General features: G+C 71.4%; 21 protein-coding genes. 15 read left to right on the forward strand and 6 right to left on the reverse strand.

Annotation, left to right across the window (positions count from 1 at the left end; genetic code table 11):
- Positions 1 to 40 precede the first annotated feature (40 nt).
- The 3 genes from ACM9LD_RS04060 to ACM9LD_RS04070 are packed head-to-tail and all read left to right on the forward strand — an operon-like array spanning position 41 to position 2,055.
- Positions 41 to 292, forward strand: coding sequence for a type II toxin-antitoxin system Phd/YefM family antitoxin (locus tag ACM9LD_RS04060; RefSeq protein WP_415675486.1), 252 nt, complete (start codon positions 41 to 43; stop codon positions 290 to 292).
- The gene (locus ACM9LD_RS04065) at positions 289 to 681 is read left to right on the forward strand and encodes a PIN domain-containing protein (RefSeq protein ID WP_415675487.1); all 393 of its coding nucleotides are present in this window, start codon (positions 289 to 291) and stop codon (positions 679 to 681) included. The genes ACM9LD_RS04060 and ACM9LD_RS04065 overlap by 4 nt, the downstream gene beginning before the upstream one ends.
- Positions 682 to 684: 3 nt before the next feature.
- Complete coding sequence (locus ACM9LD_RS04070; RefSeq protein ID WP_462933950.1) at positions 685 to 2,055, forward strand: DNA polymerase IV; 1,371 nt, start codon at positions 685 to 687, stop codon at positions 2,053 to 2,055.
- A 13-nt stretch (positions 2,056 to 2,068) separates the two neighbouring features.
- Here ACM9LD_RS04070 and ACM9LD_RS04075 read toward each other — a convergent pair whose 3' ends face one another.
- On the reverse strand, positions 2,069 to 3,592 hold the full coding sequence (locus ACM9LD_RS04075; RefSeq protein ID WP_415675488.1) for an HNH endonuclease signature motif containing protein: 1,524 nt from the start codon (positions 3,590 to 3,592) through the stop codon (positions 2,069 to 2,071).
- A gap of 182 nt (positions 3,593 to 3,774) precedes the next feature.
- Positions 3,775 to 4,170 (reverse strand): SRPBCC family protein, encoded by a 396-nt coding sequence (locus tag ACM9LD_RS04080; RefSeq protein ID WP_415675489.1) that lies wholly within the window; start codon positions 4,168 to 4,170, stop codon positions 3,775 to 3,777.
- A 95-nt stretch (positions 4,171 to 4,265) separates the two neighbouring features.
- Here ACM9LD_RS04080 and ACM9LD_RS04085 point away from each other — a divergent pair, with 95 nt between their 5' ends.
- Entirely contained in the window at positions 4,266 to 5,414 is a 1,149-nt protein-coding gene (locus ACM9LD_RS04085) for a CaiB/BaiF CoA transferase family protein (RefSeq protein WP_415675490.1), read from the forward strand.
- Positions 5,415 to 5,421: 7 nt separating this feature from the next.
- Here ACM9LD_RS04085 and ACM9LD_RS04090 read toward each other — a convergent pair whose 3' ends face one another.
- From ACM9LD_RS04090 to ACM9LD_RS04100, 3 genes are read right to left on the reverse strand one after another with little or no spacing between them, the layout of a single operon-like run.
- Positions 5,422 to 6,069, reverse strand: a complete 648-nt coding sequence (locus ACM9LD_RS04090; protein ID WP_415675601.1) for a potassium channel family protein — start codon at positions 6,067 to 6,069, stop codon at positions 5,422 to 5,424.
- Positions 6,070 to 6,088: 19 nt separating this feature from the next.
- Positions 6,089 to 7,450 (reverse strand): TrkH family potassium uptake protein, encoded by a 1,362-nt coding sequence (locus ACM9LD_RS04095; protein ID WP_415675491.1) that lies wholly within the window; start codon positions 7,448 to 7,450, stop codon positions 6,089 to 6,091.
- Positions 7,451 to 7,475: 25 nt separating this feature from the next.
- The gene (locus ACM9LD_RS04100; RefSeq protein ID WP_415675492.1) at positions 7,476 to 8,420 is read right to left on the reverse strand and encodes an asparaginase; all 945 of its coding nucleotides are present in this window, start codon (positions 8,418 to 8,420) and stop codon (positions 7,476 to 7,478) included.
- A 104-nt stretch (positions 8,421 to 8,524) separates the two neighbouring features.
- Here ACM9LD_RS04100 and ACM9LD_RS04105 point away from each other — a divergent pair, with 104 nt between their 5' ends.
- On the forward strand, positions 8,525 to 9,022 hold the full coding sequence (locus ACM9LD_RS04105; protein ID WP_415675493.1) for a WKL family lipoprotein: 498 nt from the start codon (positions 8,525 to 8,527) through the stop codon (positions 9,020 to 9,022).
- A 14-nt stretch (positions 9,023 to 9,036) separates the two neighbouring features.
- On the opposite strand, the gene ACM9LD_RS04110 is transcribed toward ACM9LD_RS04105, so the two are convergent.
- Positions 9,037 to 10,017, reverse strand: a complete 981-nt coding sequence (locus tag ACM9LD_RS04110) for a hypothetical protein (protein WP_415675494.1) — start codon at positions 10,015 to 10,017, stop codon at positions 9,037 to 9,039.
- Positions 10,018 to 10,044: 27 nt separating this feature from the next.
- Between ACM9LD_RS04110 and lspA the strand changes: the two genes are divergently transcribed.
- From lspA to dnaE, 10 genes are all read left to right on the forward strand, one after another.
- Positions 10,045 to 10,632: a signal peptidase II gene (lspA, locus tag ACM9LD_RS04115; protein ID WP_415675495.1), complete on the forward strand. Its 588-nt coding sequence runs from the start codon at positions 10,045 to 10,047 to the stop codon at positions 10,630 to 10,632.
- Positions 10,625 to 11,551: an RluA family pseudouridine synthase gene (locus ACM9LD_RS04120; protein WP_415675496.1), complete on the forward strand. Its 927-nt coding sequence runs from the start codon at positions 10,625 to 10,627 to the stop codon at positions 11,549 to 11,551. Before lspA ends, ACM9LD_RS04120 begins: the two co-directional genes overlap by 8 nt.
- On the forward strand, positions 11,548 to 12,201 hold the full coding sequence (locus tag ACM9LD_RS04125; protein WP_415675497.1) for a hypothetical protein: 654 nt from the start codon (positions 11,548 to 11,550) through the stop codon (positions 12,199 to 12,201). Before ACM9LD_RS04120 ends, ACM9LD_RS04125 begins: the two co-directional genes overlap by 4 nt.
- 39 nt (positions 12,202 to 12,240) lie before the next feature.
- The gene (locus tag ACM9LD_RS04130) at positions 12,241 to 12,810 is read left to right on the forward strand and encodes a hypothetical protein (protein ID WP_415675498.1); all 570 of its coding nucleotides are present in this window, start codon (positions 12,241 to 12,243) and stop codon (positions 12,808 to 12,810) included.
- An 84-nt stretch (positions 12,811 to 12,894) separates the two neighbouring features.
- A complete protein-coding gene (locus ACM9LD_RS04135; protein WP_415675499.1) occupies positions 12,895 to 14,262 on the forward strand; it encodes a DUF1731 domain-containing protein in 1,368 nt (455 codons plus the stop codon).
- 85 nt (positions 14,263 to 14,347) lie between these two features.
- Positions 14,348 to 14,986 carry a TetR/AcrR family transcriptional regulator gene (locus ACM9LD_RS04140; protein ID WP_415675500.1) on the forward strand — a complete coding sequence of 213 codons (639 nt, stop codon included), beginning with the start codon at positions 14,348 to 14,350 and terminating at the stop codon, positions 14,984 to 14,986.
- Positions 14,983 to 16,716 (forward strand): ABC transporter ATP-binding protein, encoded by a 1,734-nt coding sequence (locus ACM9LD_RS04145; protein WP_415675501.1) that lies wholly within the window; start codon positions 14,983 to 14,985, stop codon positions 16,714 to 16,716. Before ACM9LD_RS04140 ends, ACM9LD_RS04145 begins: the two co-directional genes overlap by 4 nt.
- Positions 16,713 to 18,542, forward strand: a complete 1,830-nt coding sequence (locus ACM9LD_RS04150) for an ABC transporter ATP-binding protein (RefSeq protein ID WP_415675502.1) — start codon at positions 16,713 to 16,715, stop codon at positions 18,540 to 18,542. Before ACM9LD_RS04145 ends, ACM9LD_RS04150 begins: the two co-directional genes overlap by 4 nt.
- 99 nt (positions 18,543 to 18,641) lie before the next feature.
- Positions 18,642 to 19,901: a serine/threonine-protein kinase gene (locus ACM9LD_RS04155; RefSeq protein ID WP_415675503.1), complete on the forward strand. Its 1,260-nt coding sequence runs from the start codon at positions 18,642 to 18,644 to the stop codon at positions 19,899 to 19,901.
- 80 nt (positions 19,902 to 19,981) lie between these two features.
- Entirely contained in the window at positions 19,982 to 23,536 is a 3,555-nt protein-coding gene (dnaE, locus tag ACM9LD_RS04160; protein ID WP_415675504.1) for a DNA polymerase III subunit alpha, read from the forward strand.
- The last annotated feature ends 3 nt before the right edge of the window (positions 23,537 to 23,539 follow it).

A 23,539-nucleotide genomic window follows, 5' to 3' on the forward strand; every position in this document is an offset into this window, starting at 1 on the left:
GCCTGTAGCCCACTGTAGCGATCTGCGCTACAGTGGGCGTATGGGCAGGGTGATCGCGCAACGCGAACTCCGGAACGACAACGCCGCGGTGATGAAGTCCGTCGAGGCGGGGGCGACCTTCGTGGTCACCCGCAACGGCACGCCGGTCGCCGAGCTGCGCCCCGTTGCCGCGGGGCGGCGGATGTTCGTGCGCCGGGCGGATCTGCGGAACGCGCTCGGCGCGGGCGTGCGGATCGATGCCGAGGCGTTCCGGGGCGATGTGGATTCCCTGGCCGACCAGGAGCCGTGGTGACCGCACCCGGCCTGCTCGACACGTCCGTAGTGATCGCGATGCCGGAGGTGATCGACGCGATGCCGGAGATCACCGCGATCGCGGCCATCACGGCGGCCGAGCTGGCCGCTGCGCCGCACCTCACATCGGACCCGATGGAGGCCGCGCGCCGGCAACTCCGGCTGCAGGAGGTGACCGCGGTGTTCGAGCCGATCCCGTTCGACGCCACTGCCGCAGCGAGCTACGGGCTGGTCGCCGCGGCCGTGTTCCGGCGCGGGCGAGCGCCTCGTCGCCGTCTCGCCGACCTGCTGGTCGCCGCGACCGCACACGCGCACGGGCTGGACGTGTACACGCGGAATCCGGACGACTTCGCGGGGCTCGACGATCTTATCCGCGTCGTCACGGTGTAGTCAGTGACCGACGACCGCAGCCACCGCTGGGTGCTCCACTTCGACATGGACGCCTTCTTCGCGTCCTGCGAGCAGCTGACCCGCCCCACCCTGCGCGGGCGCCCCGTGCTGGTGGGCGGGCTCGGCGGCCGCGGCGTGGTGGCGGGTTGCTCGTACGAGGCGCGGGTCTTCGGCGCGCGCTCCGCGATGCCGATGCACCAGGCGCGCCGGCTCGTCGGCGCGGGTGCGGTCGTGCTGCCGCCGCGCGGCGCGCTGTACGGCACCGTCAGCCGACGGGTCTTCGCGACGGTGCGTGGGCTCATCCCGGTCGTCGAGACGCTGTCCTTCGACGAGGCGTTCGGCGAGCCCGTCGAGCTGGCGGGGGCGTCCTCGTCGGAGGTGGTGGCCTTCGCGGAGGAGTTGCGCCGCCGGATCCGCGAGGAGACGGGGCTCGTCGCCTCCGTCGGCGCGGGGGCGGGGAAGCAGGCCGCGAAGATCGCGTCCGGGCTCGCGAAGCCCGACGGGGTGTCCGTCATCCCGCCCGCCGCACAGGCGTCGATGCTGTACCCGCTGCCGGTGCGCAAGCTGTGGGGGATCGGCCCGGTGGCGGGGGAGCGGCTGTCCCGCTTGGGGATCGACACCATCGGCCAGTTCGCCGCGATGAGCGAGGTCGAGGTGGTGTCGGTGCTCGGCGTCACGCTGGGGCCGGCGCTGCACCGGCTGGCCCGCGGCGAGGACGACCGGCCGGTGGCGGTGAACGGCGAGGCGAAGTCGATCAGCGCGGAGCACACCCTCGAGAGCGACGTGACCACGATGAACGCCCTGCGGCGGGAGATCGACCGGAGCGCCGAGCACGCGCTGCGGCGGCTGCGCCGGGACGGTCGGGGAGCGCGGACCGTCGTGCTCAAGCTCAAGCGGTCGGACATGTCCCTGCTCACTCGGTCCGCCACGCTGCCGACCGCCACCACCGACGCCGCCGTGCTCACCGCGACGGCACAGCGCCTCGCTCTCGACCCCGTGGAGGTCGGCGGCCTGCGGCTGGTCGGGGTCGGTTTCACGGGCCTCAGCAGCGTCGAGCAGTTCACGCTGTTCGGCGAGGTGGCCGACGAGGTCGCAACAGATTCCGGTGCCGCCGTCGCGCCCGAGCCCGACGTCGACGAGGCCGGGGCGGTCATCGGGTGGCGGCCCGGCATGGACGTCCGCCACCCCGAGTTCGGGCACGGCTGGGTGCAGGGCGCCGGCCACGGCGTACTGTCGGTGCGCTTCGAGACCCGCACCTCCGGTGCCGGCCGGATGCGCAGCTTCAAGGCCGACGACCCCGACCTCCGCGAAGCCGACCCGCTGGACTCCCTCGACTGGCCCGCCGAGCACCTGCGCACCGACGAGGACGACTAAGTCCTTCTCGCCGTCAGGCGGCGGCGCGCAGGTCGGCGGGCATCTGGCAGTTCCATGGCTCGTCAGCGTCGTGGTCGGCGAGGAGGGCTTCGAGGATCGGCGGGCCGTGGGGTCCATCGAGGATCGCGCCGATGTCGTCGTGGATCGTGCCGACGCACTCGCTGTGCTGGACGCGCAGTTCCTCGCTGCGCCACAGGTTCCGGAGCTCCGCGCAGCGAGCGCGCCACCGTTCGAGTGCCTGCCGGTAGAGCTCGTCGGCGTGGTGCTTGTGGTTCACCCGGTGCTCATGCGATGGGTCCGCGGTGCGTCGCCAGCCGGTGCGGCCTGCGTACTCGCCGCTGCGGACGGTGATCGTGTTCCATCCGCGCGGGTTCTCCGCCGGGTCGGGGACGACCTTGCCGTGGTGGGCGTCGCAGGCGAGCGTGAGCGCGGTGACGTCGGTGGCGCCGCCGTGGGACCACTCGGTGATGTGGTGGACCTGGCAGCGGGTGGCGGGCGCGTCGCATCCCGGTGCACTGCAGCCCTTCTCGGAGCCGTACAGCGCGATCCGCTGATCCGCGGACGCGAGGCGCTTCTCCCGGCCCAGGAACAGCGGCCGCGAGGCGAGGTCCAGCACGAGGACGTACTTCGGATTGGTGCCCATCATGCGTAGCGCGTCGGCGACCGGGAGCCTGCCGCCGGTGGCGGTGGTGGCGATGCCGGTTTCCGTCTCGAGCTGGTCGATGCCGAGCGTGATGATCGGTACACAGGGCACGCCGCGGTGCTGCCCGAGCCCGCCCGACGCGATGGCGAGCCCCAGCGCGGTCACCAGAGCGTCGTGGTTGCGTTGCGGCGTGGTGCGCCGGTCGCGCTCGGCGGCCGCCCGCACCGCGTTCTGATCCGCTAGGTCCACGGGATCGTCGGCGTCCGCGGGGTTGTTGACGCCGGGCCGGGCGAGCTTCTCCAGGATCGTGTCCAGTAGCGCGCGGCCCTCGGGGGAGAGGTCACCGTCGAGCGCCGTCATCAGATCGTCGTCCTGCTTGCCCACAGTGAGCCCGCGGGCGCGGTCGACGACATCGGAATGGGGTTCCGCCCCATCGGGATCGAGGTGTGCGAGCGCGCGGGCGCCGATGACGGCGAGGTCCTCCGGCGTGACGTCCGCGGCGGCGGTGACGAGCACGTCCTCGAGGATCGCGGCCTGGTCGGGGCGGATCGTCTTGCGACAGCTCGCGAAGACCCGCTCGATGGCGAGGGCGTGCCGGTCCGAGATCGCCCCCTCCTGCTGCGCCTCGGCGACGAGCGGGTACCGGGGCTCGGGGCACACGCCGTGCCCGTGCTGGGGAGCGCGGTCCCGCGCGCCGTGGATCCGATCCCGCGCCTCGCCGCCCGCTAGGCGGAGCCGCTGCACCAGCAGCTCCTTCATGCCGGTGTATCCCAGCTGACCCGGCAGGCCCTGCTCCACCGCGACCTGGGCGAGGAGATGCTGGCTGAAGGGCACCTTCCGAACCGCTGTCTCCAGCCGCTCCAACGAGGCGAGCACGTCCTGCGAATCGAGCATGACGGGGTCGGCCTGCGCGAGCCGCTCGGCCGCGTGTTCGAAGGAGGCGAGCGCATCGAGATACTCCGCTGCTGTGCAGGTAGAAGTGTTTATCTCGCCTCCTTGAACACCTCTATTCTACCTCAGTGTTCGATGGGTCTGCAACGATCATCGATAAGAAGTTCGATGCAACGGTGCGGTCGTCAAGGCGCGAGCACCACCGCGCGCAGCCGCTCGAGGTCGGCGAGCACCGTCGCGCAGTCCCGGGCGAAGTCGTCGTCGCTCGCGCCCAGCCGCCGCACCGTGAACAGCACCTCCGCGCCGTCCGGGTGCGCCAGCACGCGCAGGGGATTGTTCACGACGGTGCCGTCGGGCAGCGTCACGTCGTGATCGAGGACGCCGAACGGATTGTCCGGCGCGAACCGCACCCGCACCTCGCCCATCGGCGAGTCCGTCAGCAGGTCGGCACCGTCGATCCGCACCCCGGTCGCGAGCCCGGCCGCCCAGCGGATGAGATTCTGTGGATCGCGGGCGAACGCGTACACCTCCGCGGCGGGACGGGGGATCACGACGCTGATGTGGCGGGACTCCTCGGTCATTCCGCCACGCTACCGACGGGCGACGGGGCGCGGCTAGGGTGCGAGGGCGACGTGCGGCTCGGCGCGAACGGATACCGGTCAGGCAGGGAGAGACGATGACACCGATACTCGACGGGATCGTGGTCGCGGACTTCAGCCGCGTGCTGGCGGGCCCGCTCGCGACGGTGATGCTCGCGGACCTCGGCGCCGACGTGATCAAGCTCGAGCGTCCCGGCACCGGCGACGACACCCGGGCCTGGGGGCCGCCCTGGACGGAGCGCACCAGCGCCTACTTCGAGTCGGCGAACCGGTCCAAACGCAGCGTCGCGCTCGACCTCGACGATCCCGAGGACCGCGCCGCCGCCCGCGAACTGGCGCGCCGCGCCGACGTCCTCGTCGAGAACTTCCGCACCGGGGCGCTCGAGAAGAAGGGCTTCGGCTACGCGGAGCTCGCCGCGATCAACCCGCGCCTGATCTACTGCTCCGTCACCGGTTTCGGCTCGGACGCGGGCGCCGACCTGCCCGGCTACGACTTCCTCGTCCAGGCCGTCGGCGGGCTGATGAGCATCACGGGCGCGCCCGACGGCGACCCGATGAAGGTGGGCGTCGCCCTCGTGGACGTCCTCACCGCCAAGGACGCCGTCGCGGGCATCCTCGCCGCCCTCTACGAGCGGGAGCGTTCGGGGCTGGGGCAGCATGTCGAGGTGAATCTGCTCTCGTCCCTTCTCGGTTCGCTCGCCAACCAGGGCGCGAACTTCCTCGCGACGGACACCGTCCCGTCGCGGAGGGGCAACAGCCACCCGTCGATCGCCCCGTACGAGACCCTGCGGTGCCGCGACGGACTGATCGCCGTCGCGTGCGGCAACGACGGCCAGTTCGCCCGCCTCGCGGGCACCGTCGGCGCGCCGGAGCTGGCGGACGATCCGCGCTTCGCGACCAACCCGGACCGTGTGCGTCACCGCGCCGAGATGGTCGCGCTGCTCGAGGACCGCCTCGCGGCGCGGGACGCGGCGGAGTGGGCCCGCAGGCTCACGGAGGCGGGGGTGCCGGCCGGCACGGTCGGCGACGTCGCCTCGGGGTTCGCGCTCGCCGAACGCCTGGGCCTGCGCCCGCGCGTCGCCGTCGGCGACGGTGCGATGGACCAGGTGCGCAACCCGATCGGCTTCTCGCGCACCCCCGTCGCCGACTACCGCCGGCCCCCGGGCCTCGGCGAGCACACCGACGCGGTCCGCGCCGCGCTGAACGCGCCGCAGCAGCCCGACTGACGCGCCGTCAGTTCACGTCCGCGAACGCCTCGACGGCCTCGTTCCGGCCCGCCACGATCAACACGTCGCCGTCCTGGACGATCGTGTCGTAGTCGGCGTGCGTGAAGTCCTCGCCCGGATGCTTGATCGCCACCACGGTGATCCCGTACTTGTGCCGCACCCCGGAGTCCTTGAGCGCCTTCCCGACGATGCTGCGCGGCGCGTGCGCCTTGACCATCGCGTAGTCCTGCTCGAATTCCACGTAGTCGAGCATCTTCCCGCCCGTCACGAGATGCGCGACGCGCTCACCCATCTCGTGCTCGGGGAGCACCACGTGGTGCGCGCCCACCCGTTCCAGGATCCGGCGATGCTGGTGGCTCGTGGCCTTCGCCCAGATGTTGGGGACCCGGAACTCCGAGAGCAGCGAGGTGGTGAGGATCCCGGCCTCCAGGTCGGAGCCGATCGAGACCACCGCGTGCGCGAAGTCGGGCACGCCCAGCTGCTTGAGGGCCTCCTCGTCGGTGGAATCGGCGACGGCCGCGTAGGTCAGGTCGTCCGAGATGCGCTGCACGCGCCGCTCGTCCACGTCCAACCCGAGGACCTCCGCGCCCTGGGCGATGAGCTCGCGGGCCACCGACGCGCCGAACCGCCCGAGTCCGATGACGACGATGCGCATCCCGGTGCGCTTGAGTGACTTAGCCAACGATCGGACGCTCCTCCGGCAACTCGTAGCGGCGTTCGCGCTCGCGCAGGGCGAGGGCGGACGCCACGGTCACGGGGCCGAGTCGCCCCGCGAACATCAGGACCACCAGCAGTATCCGCCCCTCGACGGGCAGGTCGTCGGTGATCCCGGTACTCAGGCCCACCGTCGAGAACGCCGAAACCACCTCGAACAGCACCGCGTCGAGGTCGAAGTGCGTCATCTGCAGCAGCGTCAGAGTGCCGAGCATGACGGCGCCGACGCTCATGAGGGCCACGGTGATCGCCTGTCGCTGCACGTCCGCGGAGATGCGCCGGCCGAAGGCGTGCACCGTCGGCTCGCCGCGGACCTCCGCCCAGATGACGAACGCCAGGATCGCGAACGTCGTGACCTTGATCCCGCCGGCCACGCCGCCGCTGCCGCCGCCGATGAACATCAGCACGTCGGTGGTGAGCAGCGATGTCGGGTGCATCGCGCCGACGTCGATCGTGTTGAAGCCGGCCGTGCGCGGTGACACCCCGGCGAACGTGCCCGTGAGGATCTTGCCCGGCACGTCGCGCGGCCCCAGCGTCGCCGGATTCGACCACTCGAACGCGGTGATCAGCGCGACGCCCGCGACGAGCAGCGCGAAGTAGGTGACGAGCGTCAGCTTGGTGTGCAGCGACCAGCGCGTCAGCGCGACGTCGCGGTTCACGCGGCGGCGCATCGCCCGCGTCACCTCGTAGATCACGGGGAATCCGAGGCCGCCGATGATGATCGCCACCATGATCGGCACGACGATGCCCGGGTCCTCGGCGAACCGCGTCAGGCTGTCCGAGTAGAGGGCGATGCCCGCGTTGTTGTACGCCGTCACGGCGTGGAAGACGGCGAGATAGGCGGCGCGGCCGAGGGAGAGGTCGTAGCCCAGCGCGAACCGCGCGAACAGGAACAGGGCCGTCACCGCCTCGACCGCGAGGCTCATCCGGACCACGCCGAGCACCACGCGCTTGCTCTCGCCCAGCTCGAGGCTCTTGTTCTCCGCCTGCGCCAGGATCTGCAGCCGCAGCCCGATCCGGCGCGCCACCAGCAGCCCCAGCAGGGAGGCCAGCGAGATGATCCCGAGGCCGCCCACCTGCACCAGCACCATGATCACCACCTCGCCGAAGGTGGACCAGTGGGCCTCGGTGTCGACGACGACGAGTCCGTTCACACACACCGCCGAGGTGGCGGTGAACAGGGCCGTGCTCAGTCCGGTGCGCCGGCCGTCGGTCGCCGCGATCGGGAGCGACAGGAGCAGGGTGCCGATCACCGTCGCCAGGCCGAAGCCCAGAACGATCAGCCGTGCCGGCTGGGTGGGGCCGGCCATTCCGCGGGCCATGGGCCGAACCTACCGCGCCGCGGGACTACCGCCCGAGATACGCGCCGATCCACCGTGGGCCCACGCCGGCGGCCAGCAGGGCCAGCAGCACGATCCGCGCCTGGCCGGGCCGCAGCCGCCGAGAGAGTAGCGCCCCGGCGGCGACCAGGTCGGCCGCGCCGCCGCCCCCGCCGTACGCCGCGTCGACGGGGCCCGACGCGATCCGCGTGGAGACCACCACCACGACGCCCGCCTCCAACGCGCGCCGCACCGCGTCCGCCAGCGCGACCGTGGTGTTCCCGCTTCCGGTGCCCGCCAGCACGATCCCGCGCGCTCCGGCTGCGACCGCGGCGTCGACGAGGGCACCGTCGGCCCCCGGGTAGGAGGCCACGACGTCCACCCGGACATCGGCGATCGGCGCGGGTTTGGCCAGCAGCCGATGCGGCGCGGTGCCCTCCAGTTCGGCCACCGGCAGGCCGCCGGCGAAGGGCTGCGGCGCGACCGTGGAGACCTTCGCGAGGCCGCGCACCGTCTGCACCTGCCCGGCGAAGGAGAGCAGTACCCCGAGCCCCCGGTAGGCGGGGTCGGCGGCGACGGCGATCGCCTCCGCGAGGTTCGCGGGCCCGTCCGCGGCGGGAGAATCGGCGGGGTGCTGCGCGCCGGTGAAGACGACGGGCCGCGGGTCGGCGTGGGCGAGGTCCACCAGGAGCGAGGTCTCCTCCATCGTGTCCGTGCCGTGCGTCACCACGACGCCCGCCACGTCCGGATCGCCGAGGGCGTCCGCGACCGCGGCGCGGATCTCGTCCAGCTGGTCGAGCGTCAGCGCGGACGAGTCCGCCGAGGTCACGTCGCGGACCGTCACGCCGACCCCGGGGACGTCCCCGGCGGTCGCGACCAGCGCCGCGCCCGCGTCGGCGGGAACCGCGGCACCGGCGTCGTCGTGGCGGCTGGCGATGGTGCCGCCCGTGGCGAGCACGATCACTTCAGGCATGCGAAGCAGCATCGCATGCCGGGCGCGGGCTGCGGTGGCGCACCGCGCCGCGTTTGGCATAGTGGGGGCGGCGAAGCAGCGGCCGGACGGAGGTGACTTTCTCGATGCGCGCACGGGTCCTCATGGCCCCCGTCGCGGTACTCGTGGGCCTGGCCTGCGGTGCCTGCAGCGGGGAGAGCACCGAATCGCGGTCGAGCACCCCCTCTGCCGTCTCCGCCCAGGTGACGGAGGCGCCGTCGAGCACCCCGGACCGCGCGCCGTCGACGCAGCAGCTCGAGGAGATGCTCTCCCGGGCCGTCGACCCGAGGGTCCCGCTCGAGGAGAAGGTGCAGCTGGTGCAGGGCGCCACCACCGCCGACGGACCGCTGTTCGACGAGCTGGTCAAGCTGCGCAGCGACAATCCTCAGGTCAGCTGGCACATCGGCCGGCCGGTGCTGGAGCAACCGGGCCTGGCGAAGGCGCAGTTCTCGGTGCTCATGGGCGGCACGAACCAGCTCGCCTACGCGTCCCTCGCGTTCGACGAGGGCCGGTGGAAGCTGCAGCGCTCCTACGCCTGCCAGATGATCGTCCAGGTCGGGCGCGACTCGCCCTCCTGTCACTGACCGCGGGAACCGGGCTACTTCGGCCCGAACCGGTAGACGCTGCCGGTCTTCTGCGTGAGCTTCTTCGCCGGATCGTCGCCGACCAGGGTGCGACCGCCCTCCAACTGCACGCCGCCCTGGCCGAAGGCGCGCGCGGGATCGACCTCGACGGTGCCGTTCCCCTCGGAGGTGTAGCTCTCGATCGTCAGGGTGCTGCCGCTGCCCGGCACGCGGAAGACGGAGTCGTCGGGCGACTCGTCGACCTTCGCCGTGAGCTCGGGCCGCTCGGCGGTGCCGCCGAGCGTCACCTGCATGGTCTGGGTGAGGGTGCTGTCCGCGCGGATGGACCGCGTCACCGTCCAGGTGGCCCCGGGCGCGACCGGTTCGGCGGGCAGGGGGACGAGCCGCAGGAAGGTCTGCAACAGCGCCTGTTCGAACGCGGTCTGGGCCTCGGGGGAGACGCCGGGCGGCGCCGCGAGGGTGAACGAGCGCACCTCGCCGCTCGCGGCCAGCTTCACGCGGGCGACGGACCCGGCCTCCACCTCGAGCGCCTTCGTCGTGGCCGCGTCCGTGGACCGGGGTGCGTCGAAGAACAGGTGGACGTCGAGCGGGTCCGCGCAGGAAGGCTGCGCGACCAGCGGCAGCGTGACGTCGCGGTTACCGCCGGAGGGCTGCTCGCCGGCCACCTGGGAGACCTGCAGCGAGTTGGTGAACAGCGCGTACTCCGCCACCGCGGTCGGGCGGACCGTCAGCGCGCGGGGCGCGCCGGTACCGGGGGAGTCGAGCACGACCTTAGCCTGCGGGACGTCGACGGTGACCGCGTGCTCGGGCAGCACGGGCGGGGTCGTGGCGCAGCCGGCCGCCGCCGCAGGTGCCGCGACCGACTGCCGAGCGGGCACCGAGGACGAGGCGCCGGGACCGGTGGAGCCACCGTCCCCGCACCCCGCGAGGGCGGTGACGAGCACCACCGTCGACGCCGCCACCACCGGGACCAGCCGCAACCGCTTGCCATGCACACCGCCACCGTAGTGGATGATGGAGGCATGGATTCCCCCGCAACCGCACGGCCGAGCTGGTATCGGAACCCGCGCATCCTCCTGGCGGTGGTCGCGGTCGCGGTCTTCCTCATCGACCTGGCCGCGAAGACCACGGTGGTCCGGCACATGGAGTACGGCGAGAAGATCCCCGTGCTCGGCCCGTTCAGTCTGCTCTTCGTGAAGAACCCGGGCGCCGCGTTCTCGATGGCCACCGGTTACACCTGGGTGCTCACGCTGATCGCGGTGGGCGTCGTCGTCTGGATCGTGCGGATGGGCTCCAAGCTCACGTCGCTGCCGTGGGCGATCGGCCTCGGCCTGGTCCTCGGCGGTGCGCTGGGCAACCTCGCCGACCGGATCTTCCGCGCGCCCGGCGTCTTCCGCGGGCACGTCATCGACTTCTTCTCCGTCGGCGACTGGTTCCCCGTCTTCAACACGGCCGACAGCGCGATCAGCGTCGCCGCCGTGCTGCTCGTCGCGCTCACCCTGTTCGGGCGCGACCCCTACGAGGGCTTCGGCGAGAAGCGCACGCGCGCACCGGAGAAGGCCACGGCCGAGGAGACCCGCACCACCGGATCGGAGGCGACCGATGCGTGAATCGCGCACCATGCCCGTGCCCGACGGGCTCGACGGCATGCGGGTCGACGCGGGGGTCGCCCGCCTGCTGGGGCTGTCGCGGACCGTCGTCTCCGAGCTGGCGGCGGAGGGCTCCGTCACGCTCGACGGGGTCGCGGTCGGCAAGTCCGACAAGCTGCACGCCGGGGCGCTCCTCGACGTGACGCTGCCCGAGCCCGCGCGGCCGCTGGAGATCGTCGCCGAGCCCGTGCCCGGGATGAACATCCTCTACTCCGACGCCGACATCGTGGTCGTCGACAAGCCCGTGGGCGTCGCGGCGCACGCCTCCGTCGGCTGGACCGGTCCGACGGTGATCGGCGGCCTCGCCGCCGCCGGCTTCCGCATCTCCACCTCGGGTGCGGCCGAGCGGCAGGGCATCGTGCACCGCCTCGACGTCGGCACCTCCGGCGTCATGGCCGTCGCCGTCTCCGAGCGCGCCTACACCGTGCTCAAGCGGGCCTTCAAACAGCGCACCGTCGACAAGCGGTACCACGCGCTCGTGCAGGGCCACCCCGATCCGATGTCCGGCACCATCGACGCCCCGATCGGCCGGCACCGCAGCTCCGACTGGAAGTTCGCGGTCACCAAGGACGGCAAGCCGTCGATCACGCACTACGACACGATCGAGGCATTCCAGGCGGCGACGCTGCTGGACGTGCACCTCGAGACGGGGCGCACGCACCAGATCCGCGTGCACTTCGCGGCCCTGCACCACCCGTGCTGCGGCGACCAGACCTACGGCTCCGACCCCGTGCTCGCGAAGAAGCTGGGCCTCGACCGGCAGTGGCTGCACGCCCGCACCCTCGGGTTCACGCACCCCACGCAGGGGGAGTACGTGGAGTTCACCTCGCCCTACCCCGACGATCTGCAGCACGCCCTGGACGTCCTGCGGGACGCGTGAGCCGGACCCTCGCAGGCTGGGCCGCCCTGCTCGCCGTCGCCCTCGGCCTGGCGTTCTGGCTCGGCTCGGCGACGCCGGTGCGGGTCGCGCGGTCCGACGGTGACCGGCTCGGCCCGCAGGCCGGCCAGGCCGTCGCCGAGTACCTCGGCGATGCGCGCGCCTCCCTGGCCGCGGCGCCCGCGGGGGAGCGGCGCTGGGCGCTGATCTCCCCGGCGACGGAGTGGACGCCCGACGAGGTGTGGACCCGCGCCGCGGGCCTGGACCGCGTGGGCCGCGTGCTGGTCCGGGTGCGCATCCCCGGTGTCCAGACCCCCATGGCGACGGTGCCGCCCGGCCAGAGCATCGAGGGCGTGCGGGCCGTGAACGAGCTGGCCGCCCTCGCGATGCCCGGGCTCGTCGCCCCCGGAGCGCGGGGCGACGCCATCGCGCGCGTCACCGCGTCCCGGCTCCGCGCCGGCCGGCCCGCGGTGGTGGGCGTGGTGGTGTGGGGCACGGGCGACGCGCTCCGCGCGGTGTCCGGCCGGCCCGGGGTGCGGTCAGTCCAGGTCCTCCCGCGCGACGGTGCCCGGTTCGGCGTCTCCGCGCTGCTCCCGTCCTCGACGGTGACCGCCGCCCCCGGCCCCGACGACCGCCCGGTGCCCCGCGCCTGAGACCTCGTCGGCCGCGTCGGTACTCGGTACCGTGGTGGGATGACATCGCGGGGGCGGGGTTTCGTCGGTTCGGCGCTGCTGATGGCACTGCTGCCGCTCCTGACGGGCTGCATCGACGACGGACCCACGCTGCATCCGGCCGACGAGGACGACATCCGGTCCATGACGGAGGCATGGACGGGTGTGTCACTTCCGGAGCGACTCACTCTGGTCGACGGCGAGTACGTCTCCGACTTCCTCGATCCGTCGCTCTCGGCGACGTTCGATGCAGCGCAAGAGGACGTCGACGAATTCGTCGCAGCGCTCGGCGTGCGGACGGTTCGTGAGTTCGTCGCCGACTGCCGCGTCCCGCAGGGGCCGATCGTCTTCACCGAGGCTCCTGGAAGCCCTCGAATCGTGGGTTCGCCCCCCGGTGTCGTCGTGCCCGCCGACACCGACGGACCGTCGCGGATCGCCTCCCTGGTCGCCCTGGTCGGAACCGGCGACATCGAACGGTGCCGCGACGTCGTCCGTGTCGACGCGCGTCCGAGAGGGGCCTTCGTCGCGGTCACGACCCAGGCGCGTGAGGACGGGGCGAGCAGGTTCCTCCTCTCCGTCGTGACGACCTGACGAGACGAGAGGTATCTCATGATGTGAGAAAGCTCTCCGCGATCGCGCAATGAATCCGCGTCATCGCGAACTAGCGTCGAAGGCATGGGAACCGTGCATCGCAGCAGTGGATTCATCGCCCTTCCGGCGCGTGCGCTGTGGGACGTCCTCCTCGACCTGGACCGCCTGCCGCAGTGGCAGCCCTTCGTCACCTCGGCACCGCTGCGCGACCCCGTCGCCCTCGGCGCCCGCGTGGATTGGGTGCCGGAGCTGCGCGCGGCGTGGGTCCATCGCCGGTTCGCGGATCCCGCCCGTGTGACCGAGTTCGCGCCGGAACGCGCCCTCGCGCTCACGCAGGAGGAGCCCGCGGGGACCACCGTCCTGCGCTGGGCGCTGCATCCGGTCGAGGGCGGCACCCTCGTCGAGCAGACCGTGACCTCCGACGGCGCGTCCGGGCCGTTCTTCGACCGTCTCGTCGCCCGGCGGTTCGCCGCGGACGCCGACACCGCGCTCGCCCGGCTCGCGCTGCTCGCGGGCCCGCCCCGCGCCGCGGAACCGCTCAACGTGGTCATCGCGGGCGGTACCGGCGCGCTGGGCCGGCGGGTCGCGGCGGATCTCGTCCGGCGCGGGCACGGCGTCACGATCCTCACCCGCTCGATCCGCGACGACCTGCCGTACCGCCAGGTCACGTGGGACGGGAGCACTGTCGGGGCGTGGGAAGCGGTGCTCGACGCGCCGAACACCGCGGTGATCAACCTGGCCGGGAAACTGGTCGACTGCCGGCCCACCGCGGCGAACGTCGCCGCGCTCACTGCGAGCAGAGTGGACGCGACCCGCGCGCTCGTCGCGGCGGCCCGCGGCAAGGGCGTTCGTCGCTGGGTGCAGGCGAGCACGACGGCCATCTGGAGCGACGCGGGGGAGCGGTGGTGCACCGAGGACACTCCGTTGCCCGACCCGGGGCTCCCTCAGATGACGGGCGTCGCCCGTCCGTGGGAGGAGTCCGCCGCCGACGCCGAAACCGACCACCTGACCGTGCTGCGCACGTCCATCGTGCTCGACACCGACTCGCCCGCGATGGCGAAGATGGTCGGCGTCACCAGGGCCTTCCTCGGCGGCCGCCTGGGCAGCGGCAGGCAGTGGTTCAGCTGGATCCACCGGGACGACTGGCTGGCGGTCGTCCGCGCGGCACTAGGGATCGAGCCGGGCGTCGACCTGCCCGATGGGGTGGTGGTCGCGGCCGCGCCGCACCCCGTGCGCAACGCCGACCTGATGGGTGCGCTGCGCCGGCACCTGCACCGGCCGCCCGCGCCGCCGACACCCGCGCCGGTGCTGGCGCTCGGCGCCATCGGGATGCGCAGCGACCCGGCGCTCGGCCTCACGGGGCGGCACGCCACGTCGACGGTGCTGCCGGCCGCGGGCTTCGCGTTCGCGCACCCGGACCTCGACGGCGCCCTGGCCGATCTCCTCGACTGACGGGCGCGCCCGCAATCGACCGATTCTCCCGGGGCGAACGGAAAATCAATTGTGAGTGGGCGCTCACTTCTGTAGTCTCGAACTCGTGCCCGCGGCTAATGAAACCCGAACCCGCGCGCCGCACCTGCCGCCCGACGAGCGGCGCGCGGCGCTGATCGCCGCCACGCGGGACGCGTTGCTCGAGCACGGCGCCGTGCCCACGACCAAGCAGATCGCCGCCGCCGCGGGGGTCGCGGAGGGCACCATCTTCCGGGTCTTCGATTCCAAGGAGGATCTCCTCGACGCGGTCATGGCCGAGTCCTTCGACCCCGCGCCGCTCCTCGCCGAGATCGACGCCATCGACCCGGCTCTCCCACTGCGGGCGCGGCTCTACCGGTTCACCGAGCTCGTCCAGGCGCGGTTCCAGCGGATTTTCGGGCTCATGGACGCGCTCGGCCTCGTCGCCCCGCCCCACGTGCGCGACCCGGGCGCGCACCGTCGGGCGAAGGACGGCGGCCCCGCGCTCGTGACCCGCCTCCGCGGCGTGATCGGCGACGACGCCGACCGGCTCTCGGTCCCCCCGGAGGAGGCGATCCACCTCCTGCGCCTGCTCACCTTCTCCGGCAGTCACCCCCACATCAGCGACGGGCACGTCCTGTCGCCGCAGCGCATCGTCGACGTCCTGCTCGACGGCATCTCAGCCCAGCCCACGACTCCCTCCGCGGGAAGGAACAGCCCCCAGTGACCCTTCTCAGACTGATCGCCGAGCACCTGCGGCCCTACCGGCCGTGGCTGCTCGCCGTGGCCGCCTTCCAACTCGTCAGCGTCGTCGCCAATCTGGTCCTGCCCAGCATCAACGCCAAGATCATCGACCTCGGCGTCACGCCGGGCGACACCGGCTACATCTGGCGGATGGGCGGGATCATGCTGGCCATCACGCTGTTCCAGGTGATCGCCGCCGGTGGAGCCACCTACTTCGCGGCCCGCAGCGCGATGGCCTTCGGTCGCGACACCCGCCGGTCCCTGTTCGGGCGGGTCCGCACCTTCTCCGGCCGCGAGGTCTCCGGCTTCGGTGCCGCCTCGCTGATCACCCGCACCACCAACGACGTGCAGCAGGTGCAGCTGCTCGTTCTGATGACGCTGTCGATGATGATCCAGGCGCCGTTCATGGCGGTCGGCGGCGTCGTCATGGCGCTGCGCGAGGAGCCCGGGCTCGCCTGGCTCATGGTGGTCGCGGTACCCGTCCTCGGCGCGGTGCTGGGCGTGGTGATCGCCAAGATGATCCCCGGCTTCCGGGTGGTGCAGACGCGGCTCGATGCGGTCAATCAGGTGCTCCGCGAACAGCTCACGGGCGTCCGGGTCATCCGTGCGTTCGTCCGCGAGCCCGTCGAGCGCGAGCGGTTCGACGGTGCCAACACCGCCCTCACGAACGCCTCCGTCCGCGTGATGCGGCTGATGGCCGTCATGTTCCCGTGGGTGATGTTGGTGCTCAACCTCTCCACGGTCGCGGTCTGGTGGTTCGGTGCGCACCTCATCGCCGACGGCTCGGCCCAGATCGGCTCCGTCACCGCCTACATGCAGTACATGATGCAGATCCTCATGTCGGTGATGATGGCGACCTTCATGGTGATGATGGTGCCGCGCGCCTCCGTCGCCGCCGAGCGCATCACGGAGGTGCTCACCACGACGTCCACCGTCGCGCCGCCGGAACACCCCGACCCGCTCCCCGCGATCACCGGCACCGTCGAGCTCGACGACGTCACGATGTGCTACCCCGGCGCCGCGAAACCGGTGCTGCAGAACGTGAACCTGACGGCCCGCCCGGGGGAGACGGTCGCGATCATCGGGTCCACCGGCTCCGGGAAGTCGACGCTGATCAACCTGCTCGCGCGCCTCTTCGACGCCACCGCCGGCGCCGTCCGCTACGACGGCGTCGACGTCAAGGACCTGCGCGCCGACGCCCTCTGGGGGCACGTCGGGCTGGTGCCGCAGCGTGGCTACCTGTTCAGCGGCACCGTCGCGAGCAACCTGCGCTTCGGCAACCCGGACGCGACCGACGACGAGCTCGCCGAGGCACTGCGCATCGCGCAGGCCGACGACTTCGTCGCCGAGATCGGCGGCCTCGACGCCCCGATCGCCCAGGGCGGCACCAACGTCTCGGGCGGGCAGCGGCAGCGGCTCGCGATCGCCCGCGCCCTCGTCGCCAAACCCGCGGTCTACCTCTTCGACGACAGCTTCTCCGCACTCGACCTCGCGACCGACGCGAAACTGCGTGCGGCGCTGCGGCCCTACACACGGGAGGCGACCGTCTTCATCGTCGGACAGCGCATATCGACGATCGCCGGCGCCGACCAGATCATCGTTCTCGAGGACGGCGAGGTGGTCGGCCACGGCACGCACGCCGAACTCCTCGAGACCTGTCCCACCTACCAGGAGATCGCCGGCAGCCAGGCGACGGCGGGGAGTGCAGCATGACCGGACCGGGAGCACGGGCGTCCGCCGCCGCGACGGCGGGCTCGCCCGCGCAGAAGCCGATGACCTTCTGGCCCTCGTTGAAACGGCTGCTGGGCCGGCTGCGGGAGCAGCGCTCGGCGATGGCCGCGGCGGTGCTGCTGTCGGTCGGCTCGGTCACCGCCGCGGTGATCGCGCCGAAGGTGATCGGCAGCGCGGTCGACGCGATCTACGACGGCTTCCGCTCGCAGCTGCAGCACGGGCCGGGCATCGACTTCCACCGCGTCGGCACGATCCTCGCCTGGGTGATCGGGCTGTTCGTGGCGAGCGCGGTGCTGCAGTACGCGCAGGGCTTCCTGCTCAACGGCGCGGTGCAGCGGGTCATGTACTCGCTGCGCCGCGAGGTCGAGGAGAAGCTGAACCGGCTGCCGCTGAGCTACTTCGACAAGCAGCCCCGCGGCGAGCTGCTCTCCCGCGTCACGAACGACATCGACAACCTGGGGCAGTCGCTGACGCAGGCGCTGAGCCAGCTCATCGTCTCGGCGTTCACCGTGGTCGGGGTGCTGATCATGATGCTCGTCGTCTCGCCGCTGCTGACCGCCGTCGCGGTCGTCGTGATCCCGCTCATCGTGATCTTCGCGGGGCAGATCATGAAGCGCAGCCAGAAGCACTTCGTGGCGCAATGGAAGTCGACGGGCTCCCTCAACGCGCAGGTGGAGGAGGCCTTCACCGGCCACGACCTGGTCACCGTCTACGGCCGCGGCGACGCACTGCAGGAGCGGTTCGCGGTGGAGAACGACGCGCTGATGAACGCCAGCTACAAGGCGCAGTTCCTCTCCGGCCTCGTCATGCCGATCAGTATGTTCGTCGGCAACCTGCAGTACGTCGCCGTGTGCGTCGTCGGCGGGCTGCGGGTGGCCGCGGGCGGCATGAGCCTCGGCGACGTGATCGCCTTCATCCAGTACTCGCGGCAGTTCACCCAGCCCGTCACGCAGATGGCCTCGATGGTGAACATGCTGCAGTCGGGCGTCGCCTCCGCCGAGCGCGTCTTCGCCATCCTCGACGCCGACGAGCAGACCGCGGAGCGCACGGGCTCCCTGCCGGAGCCCACCCGGGGCCGCGTCGCCTTCGAGGACGTCTCCTTCGGGTACAAGCCGGACGAGCCGCTCATCGAGGGCCTGAACCTGGTCGCCGAGCCCGGCCGCACCGTCGCCGTCGTCGGCCACACCGGCGCGGGCAAGACCACCCTGGTGAACCTCATCATGCGGTTCTACGAGCTCAGCGGCGGTCGGATCACCATCGACGGGGTCGACATCGCCGAAGTCGAGCGCGCGGACCTGCGCCGCCGGATGGGCATGGTGCTGCAGGACACGTGGCTGTTCGAGGGCACGATCATGGAGAACATCCGGTACGGCCGCCTCGACGCCACCGACGAGGAGGTCTACGCCGCGGCGCGCGCCACCTTCGTCGACCGCTTCGCGCACTCGCTGCCCGACGGCTACGACACCGTGCTCGACGACGAGTCCGGCAGCGTCTCCGCGGGCGAGCGCCAGCTCATCACCATCGCGCGGGCCTTCCTCGCCGAGCCGGCGATCCTCATCCTCGACGAGGCGACCAGCTCGGTGGACACCCGCACCGAGGTGCTGCTGCAGCGGGCGATGCACGCGCTGCGTGCGGACCGGACCAGCTTCGTCATCGCGCACCGCCTGTCGACCATCCGCGACGCCGACGTCATCGTCGTGATGGACCACGGGCGGATCGTCGAGCAGGGCTCGCACGACGAGCTGCTCGCGGCCGGCGGCCACTACGCCGGCCTGTACCGCGCCCAGTTCGAGGGCGTCGAGATCTGACGCGCGCGTCCGCGACGCGCTCGCCACCGGGGCGACGGTCCGCGGCCGGGTTACGCTGGTGTTCGACGGAACGGACGATATGGGGCAGAAGCGACGGACATGAGTGACGAACTCGCACCCGGGACGGTGATCGGCGGGTATCGGATCGAGCGGCGCCTCGGCTCCGGCGGCATGGGCTCCGTCTACCTGGCCAAGCACCCGGAGCTGCCCCGGTACGACGCGCTCAAGGTGCTGGGCGTCGGTTACTCGGGCGACGAGGCCTTCCGCAAGCGCTTCCTGCGCGAGGCGGAGCTCGCCGCGCGCCTCGACCACCCGAACGTGGTCACCATCTACAACCGCGGCACCGAGGGCGCCCGGCTGTGGATCGCCATGCAGTACGTCCAGGGTGACGACTGCTCGGTGCTGCTCAAGCGCAGCCCGGGCGGGCTGGACCCCGCGGTCGCCGTGGAGATCATCGGCCAGATCGGCCGGGGGTTGGATCGCGCGCACCGCGCCGGCCTGCTCCACCGCGACATCAAGCCCGCCAACATCCTCGTCGCCGCCGTCGACGACGAGGACGACGGCGACGAGCGGCGCGCCCTGCTCACCGACTTCGGCGTGGCCAAGGGCGGCGAGGACACCTCGCAGCTCACGGCCGTCGGCACCGTCCTCGCGACGCTCGCCTACGCCTCACCGGAGCAACTCTGCGGCGAGGACCTCGACCCGCGCTCGGACCAGTACTCGCTGGCCGCGACGTTCTTCCACCTGGTCACCGGCAAGGTGCCCTACACGGGCGCGAGCACCGACGCGGTGATCGACGCGCACTTCAACGCGCCGCCGCCGCGGATCTCGCAGATCAGGCAGGGAGTGCCGCCCGCCGTGGACGCCGTGGTCGCGCGGGGCCTCGCCAAGACCCCGGCGGAGCGTTTCGCGACGTGCAAGGAGTTCGCGACCGCGCTCAAGTCCGCGCTGACGGCCCCCGTCGGCCGGTCCGCGCCGCGCCCGGTGCCGCGGCCCACGCCGCCCGGCTACGTGCCCGGTCCCGGGCATCCGTCCGGCCCGCAGGCCCCCGCCACCGCGGGGCGCCCGTCCCTCCCCGTGCAGCGGACCGTCGCGCCCGGCATCCGGGGGCAGGCCAACCGGCCGAGTTACCCGACGGCGCGGCCCCCGCAGCCGGCCGCCCCGAAGCCCGCCGCGCCGCAGCCGCTGTACGGGGCGGGCGCGGGGGCGCAGTCCGGCGCGATGCCGCGGCCGCCGGCACCGCACGCGCAGCCCGCGAAGGCCTCGGCTCCGGGCGGCATGTCGCCCGCCGTGTTGGTGCTGGTGGGGGTGGCGGTAGCCGCGTTACTGGTGTTGATCCTGGTCATCGCCTTCGGCTGATGATCCGCGGGACGTGTCGGTGGAGGGGCCTACACTGCCTAATGACAGCGATGAGATTCTTCACCGGAGGTGAGTAGCCCATGACGTCCGCCGCCGGCTCGTTCGTCCATCTGCACAACCACACCGAGTACTCGATGCTCGACGGTGCGGCCAAGGTCGATCCGTTGTTCGCGGAGGCGAAGCGGCTGGGGATGACCGCGGTGGGCATGTCCGACCACGGCAACATGTTCGGCGCCTCGGACTTCTACAACACCGCGGTCAAGTACGACATCAAGCCGATCATCGGCATCGAGGCGTACATCGCGCCGGAGTCCCGGTTCAACACCAAGCGCGTCCGCTGGGGCGATCCGTCGCAGAAGGGCGACGACGTCTCGGGTTCGGGTGCGTACACCCACATGACCATGGTCGCGGAGAACGCGACCGGGCTCCGGAACCTGTTCAAGCTCAGCTCGCTGGCCTCGATCGAGGGCCAACTGGGCAAGTGGTCCCGCATGGACGCGGAGATCATCGCCGAGCACGCCGAGGGCATCATCGCGACCACGGGCTGCCCGTCGGGCGAGGTGCAGACCAGGCTGCGGCTGGGGCACGACCAGGAGGCGCTGGAGGCTGCAGCGAAGTGGCAGGAGATCTTCGGCAAGGAGAACTTCTACCTCGAGCTGATGGACCACGGCATCGACATCGAGCGCCGGGTCCGCGAGGGGCTGCTCGACATCGGCCGCAAGCTGGGGATCAAGCCGCTCGCCACGAACGACTGCCACTACGTCACCAAGGACAAGGCGGAATCGCACGGCGCGCTGCTGTGCATCCAGACGGGCAAGACCCTGTCGGATCCCACCCGCTTCCAGTTCGACGGTGACGGCTACTACCTGAAGTCGGCGCAGGAGATGCGCGAGCTGTGGGATTCGCAGGTGCCCGGCGCCTGCGATTCGACGGTCGAGATCGGTGAGCGCGTCCAGTCCTACAAGGAGGTCTGGGAGCACAAGGACCGGATGCCGCGGTTCCCAGTGCCCGAGAACCACACGCAGGAGTCCTTCCTCGAGTCCGAGGTCATGGACGGCCTCAACCGCCGCTTCCCCGACGGCCCGCCGGCGGACTACGTCGAGCGCGCCAAGTACGAGCTGTCGGTCATCAACGAGATGGGCTTCCCGGCCTACTTCCTGGTGGTCGGTGACCTCATCGCGCACGCGCACGAGGTCGGCATCCGCGTCGGCCCCGGCCGTGGCTCCGCGGCCGGCTCGCTGGTGGCGTGGGCGCTGGGCATCACCAACATCGACCCGATCCCGCACGGCCTGCTGTTCGAGCGGTTCCTCAACCCCGAGCGCGTGTCGATGCCCGATATCGATATCGACTTCGACGATCGTCGCCGCGGGGAAATGATCACCTACGCCTCGGAGAAGTGGGGCTCGGACAAGGTGGCCCAGGTCATCACGTTCGGCACCATCAAGACGAAGGCCGCCATCAAGGACTCGGCCCGCGTCATCTACGGCCAACCCGGCTACTCCATCGCCGACCGCATCACCAAGGCGCTCCCGCCGCCCATCATGGCCAAGGACATCTCGGTCAAGGGCATCACGGACCCGGCGCACGAGCGGTACAAGGAGGCCGTCGAGGTCCGGCAGCTCATCGAGACCGACCCGGACGTCAAGAAGATCTACGACATGGCGCTCGGGCTCGAGGGCCTGATCCGCAACGCCGGCGTGCACGCCTGCGCGGTGATCATGTCCTGTGATCCGCTGACCGACGCGATCCCCGTGTGGAAGCGCGCGCAGGACGGCGCGATCATCACCGGCTGGGACTACCCGTCGTGCGAGGCCATCGGCCTGCTGAAGATGGACTTCCTCGGCCTGCGCAACCTCACCGTCATCGGTGACGCGCTGGAGAACATCAAGCACAACCGTGGCATCGACCTGAACATGGACGAGCTGCCACTCGACGACGAGACCACGTACCAGCTACTGCAGCGGGGCAACACGCTCGGCGTCTTCCAGCTCGACGGTGGCCCGATGCGGGATCTGCTGCGCCGCATGCAGCCCACCAAGTTCGAGGACATCGTGGCCGTCGGCGCGCTCTACCGCCCCGGCCCGATGGGCATGAACGCGCACAACGACTACGCGGATCGCAAGAACGGTCGGCAGCAGGTCAAACCGATCCACCCGGAGCTCGAGGAGCCGCTCAAGGAGATCCTCGCGGACACGTTCGGCCTGATCGTGTACCAGGAGCAGATCATGCACATCGCGCAGAAGGTCGCCGGGTACAGCCTCGGCCAGGCCGACATCCTGCGGCGCGCGATGGGTAAGAAGAAGAAGGAAGTCCTGGACGAGGCCTACGGCGGCTTCCAGCAGGGCATGCTCGACAACGGATTCTCGCAGGCCGCCATCACCGCGCTGTGGGAGACGGTGCTGCCCTTCGCCGGCTACGCGTTCAACAAGTCGCACGCCGCCGCGTACGGCCTGGTCTCGTACTGGACGGCGTACCTCAAGGCGAACTACCCGGCCGAGTACATGGCCGCACTGCTCACCTCCGTCGGCGACGACAAGGACAAGGCCGCCATCTACCTCGGCGACTGCCGCCGCCTCGGCATCACCGTCCTCCCGCCGGACGTCAACGAGTCCTTCCACGCCTTCACCTCGGTCGGTGAGGACATCCGCTTCGGCATGGGCTCGGTCCGCAACGTCGGCGAGGGCGTCGTCGCGTCGATCGTGAACACGCGCAAGGAGAAGGGGAATTTCACCTCCTTCTCGGACTACCTCGGCAAGATCGAGGTCGCGGCCTGCTCCAAGAAGGTCACGGAATCCCTCATCAAGGCGGGCGGTTTCGATTCGCTGGAGCACCCGCGCAAGGGCCTGTTCCTGGTGCACAGCGACGCCATCGAGTCGGTGCTGTCCACGAAGAAGGCCGAGGCCGTCGGCCAGTTCGACCTGTTCGGCTCCATGGGCGAGGAGGAGGGGGCCGCCGGCCCCATCGACGACGTCTTCACCATCAAGGTGCCCGAGGAGGAGTGGGACGGCAAGCACAAGCTCGCCCTCGAGCGCGAGATGCTCGGCCTGTACGTCTCCGCGCATCCGCTCGACGGCGTCGAGCACGTGATCGCCGCGCAGACCGACACCCCGATCCCCGCGATCGTCGAGGGCGACGTCAAGGACGGCACGCAGGTCACGGTCGGCGGCATCCTGCAGTCGGTGAACCGGCGCGTGAACAAGAACGGCGCCCCGTTCGCGTCGGCGCAGCTCGAGGATCTCTCCGGTGGTATCGAGGTCTTCTTCTTCCCGCAGGCCTACGCCGCGTACGGCGCCGAGGTGGTCGAGGACGCGGTGGTGCTCATCAAGGCGCGCGTGAACTTCCGCGACGACAAGGTCACGTTGATCGCGAACGACATCGCGCCCATCGACCTCTCCCAGATCGGGGTCGCGAAGCCGTTGTCGCTCACGATGCAGACGCGGGTGTGCACGCAGGACAAGGTCTCCGCGCTCAAGCAGGTGCTGCAGCGCCACCCCGGCGTCTCCGACGTGCACGTCAAGCTCGTCAGCGGCGACAAGGCCACCACCCTGCGCCTCGACGACACCCTCCGGGTGAACCCGTCGTCGTCGCTCATGGGCGACCTGAAGGCGCTTCTCGGGCCGAACTGCCTGGCCTGAGCC

Origin of the sequence: Tsukamurella hominis (genome assembly GCF_965137015.1) — a bacterium.
Classification (GTDB): domain Bacteria; phylum Actinomycetota; class Actinomycetes; order Mycobacteriales; family Mycobacteriaceae; genus Tsukamurella; species Tsukamurella hominis.

What these genes read in the sequence shown, in the direction of transcription:
- ACM9LD_RS04100 (WP_415675492.1), bottom strand. Translation starts at nt 8,420, where the DNA reads ATGCCTGAAGTGATCGTGCTCGCCACGGGCGGCACCATCGCCAGCCGC.
- ACM9LD_RS04155 (WP_415675503.1), top strand. Translation starts at nt 18,642, where the DNA reads ATGAGTGACGAACTCGCACCCGGGACGGTGATCGGCGGGTATCGGATC.
- ACM9LD_RS04120 (WP_415675496.1), top strand. Translation starts at nt 10,625, where the DNA reads ATGCGTGAATCGCGCACCATGCCCGTGCCCGACGGGCTCGACGGCATG.
- lspA (WP_415675495.1), top strand. Translation starts at nt 10,045, where the DNA reads ATGGATTCCCCCGCAACCGCACGGCCGAGCTGGTATCGGAACCCGCGC.
- dnaE (WP_415675504.1), top strand. Translation starts at nt 19,982, where the DNA reads ATGACGTCCGCCGCCGGCTCGTTCGTCCATCTGCACAACCACACCGAG.
- ACM9LD_RS04085 (WP_415675490.1), top strand. Translation starts at nt 4,266, where the DNA reads ATGACACCGATACTCGACGGGATCGTGGTCGCGGACTTCAGCCGCGTG.
- ACM9LD_RS04130 (WP_415675498.1), top strand. Translation starts at nt 12,241, where the DNA reads ATGACATCGCGGGGGCGGGGTTTCGTCGGTTCGGCGCTGCTGATGGCA.
- ACM9LD_RS04080 (WP_415675489.1), bottom strand. Translation starts at nt 4,170, where the DNA reads ATGACCGAGGAGTCCCGCCACATCAGCGTCGTGATCCCCCGTCCCGCC.
- ACM9LD_RS04135 (WP_415675499.1), top strand. Translation starts at nt 12,895, where the DNA reads ATGGGAACCGTGCATCGCAGCAGTGGATTCATCGCCCTTCCGGCGCGT.
- ACM9LD_RS04075 (WP_415675488.1), bottom strand. Translation starts at nt 3,592, where the DNA reads ATGCTCGATTCGCAGGACGTGCTCGCCTCGTTGGAGCGGCTGGAGACA.
- ACM9LD_RS04090 (WP_415675601.1), bottom strand. Translation starts at nt 6,069, where the DNA reads ATGCGCATCGTCGTCATCGGACTCGGGCGGTTCGGCGCGTCGGTGGCC.
- ACM9LD_RS04150 (WP_415675502.1), top strand. Translation starts at nt 16,713, where the DNA reads ATGACCGGACCGGGAGCACGGGCGTCCGCCGCCGCGACGGCGGGCTCG.
- ACM9LD_RS04105 (WP_415675493.1), top strand. Translation starts at nt 8,525, where the DNA reads ATGCGCGCACGGGTCCTCATGGCCCCCGTCGCGGTACTCGTGGGCCTG.
- ACM9LD_RS04095 (WP_415675491.1), bottom strand. Translation starts at nt 7,450, where the DNA reads ATGGCCCGCGGAATGGCCGGCCCCACCCAGCCGGCACGGCTGATCGTT.
- ACM9LD_RS04060 (WP_415675486.1), top strand. Translation starts at nt 41, where the DNA reads ATGGGCAGGGTGATCGCGCAACGCGAACTCCGGAACGACAACGCCGCG.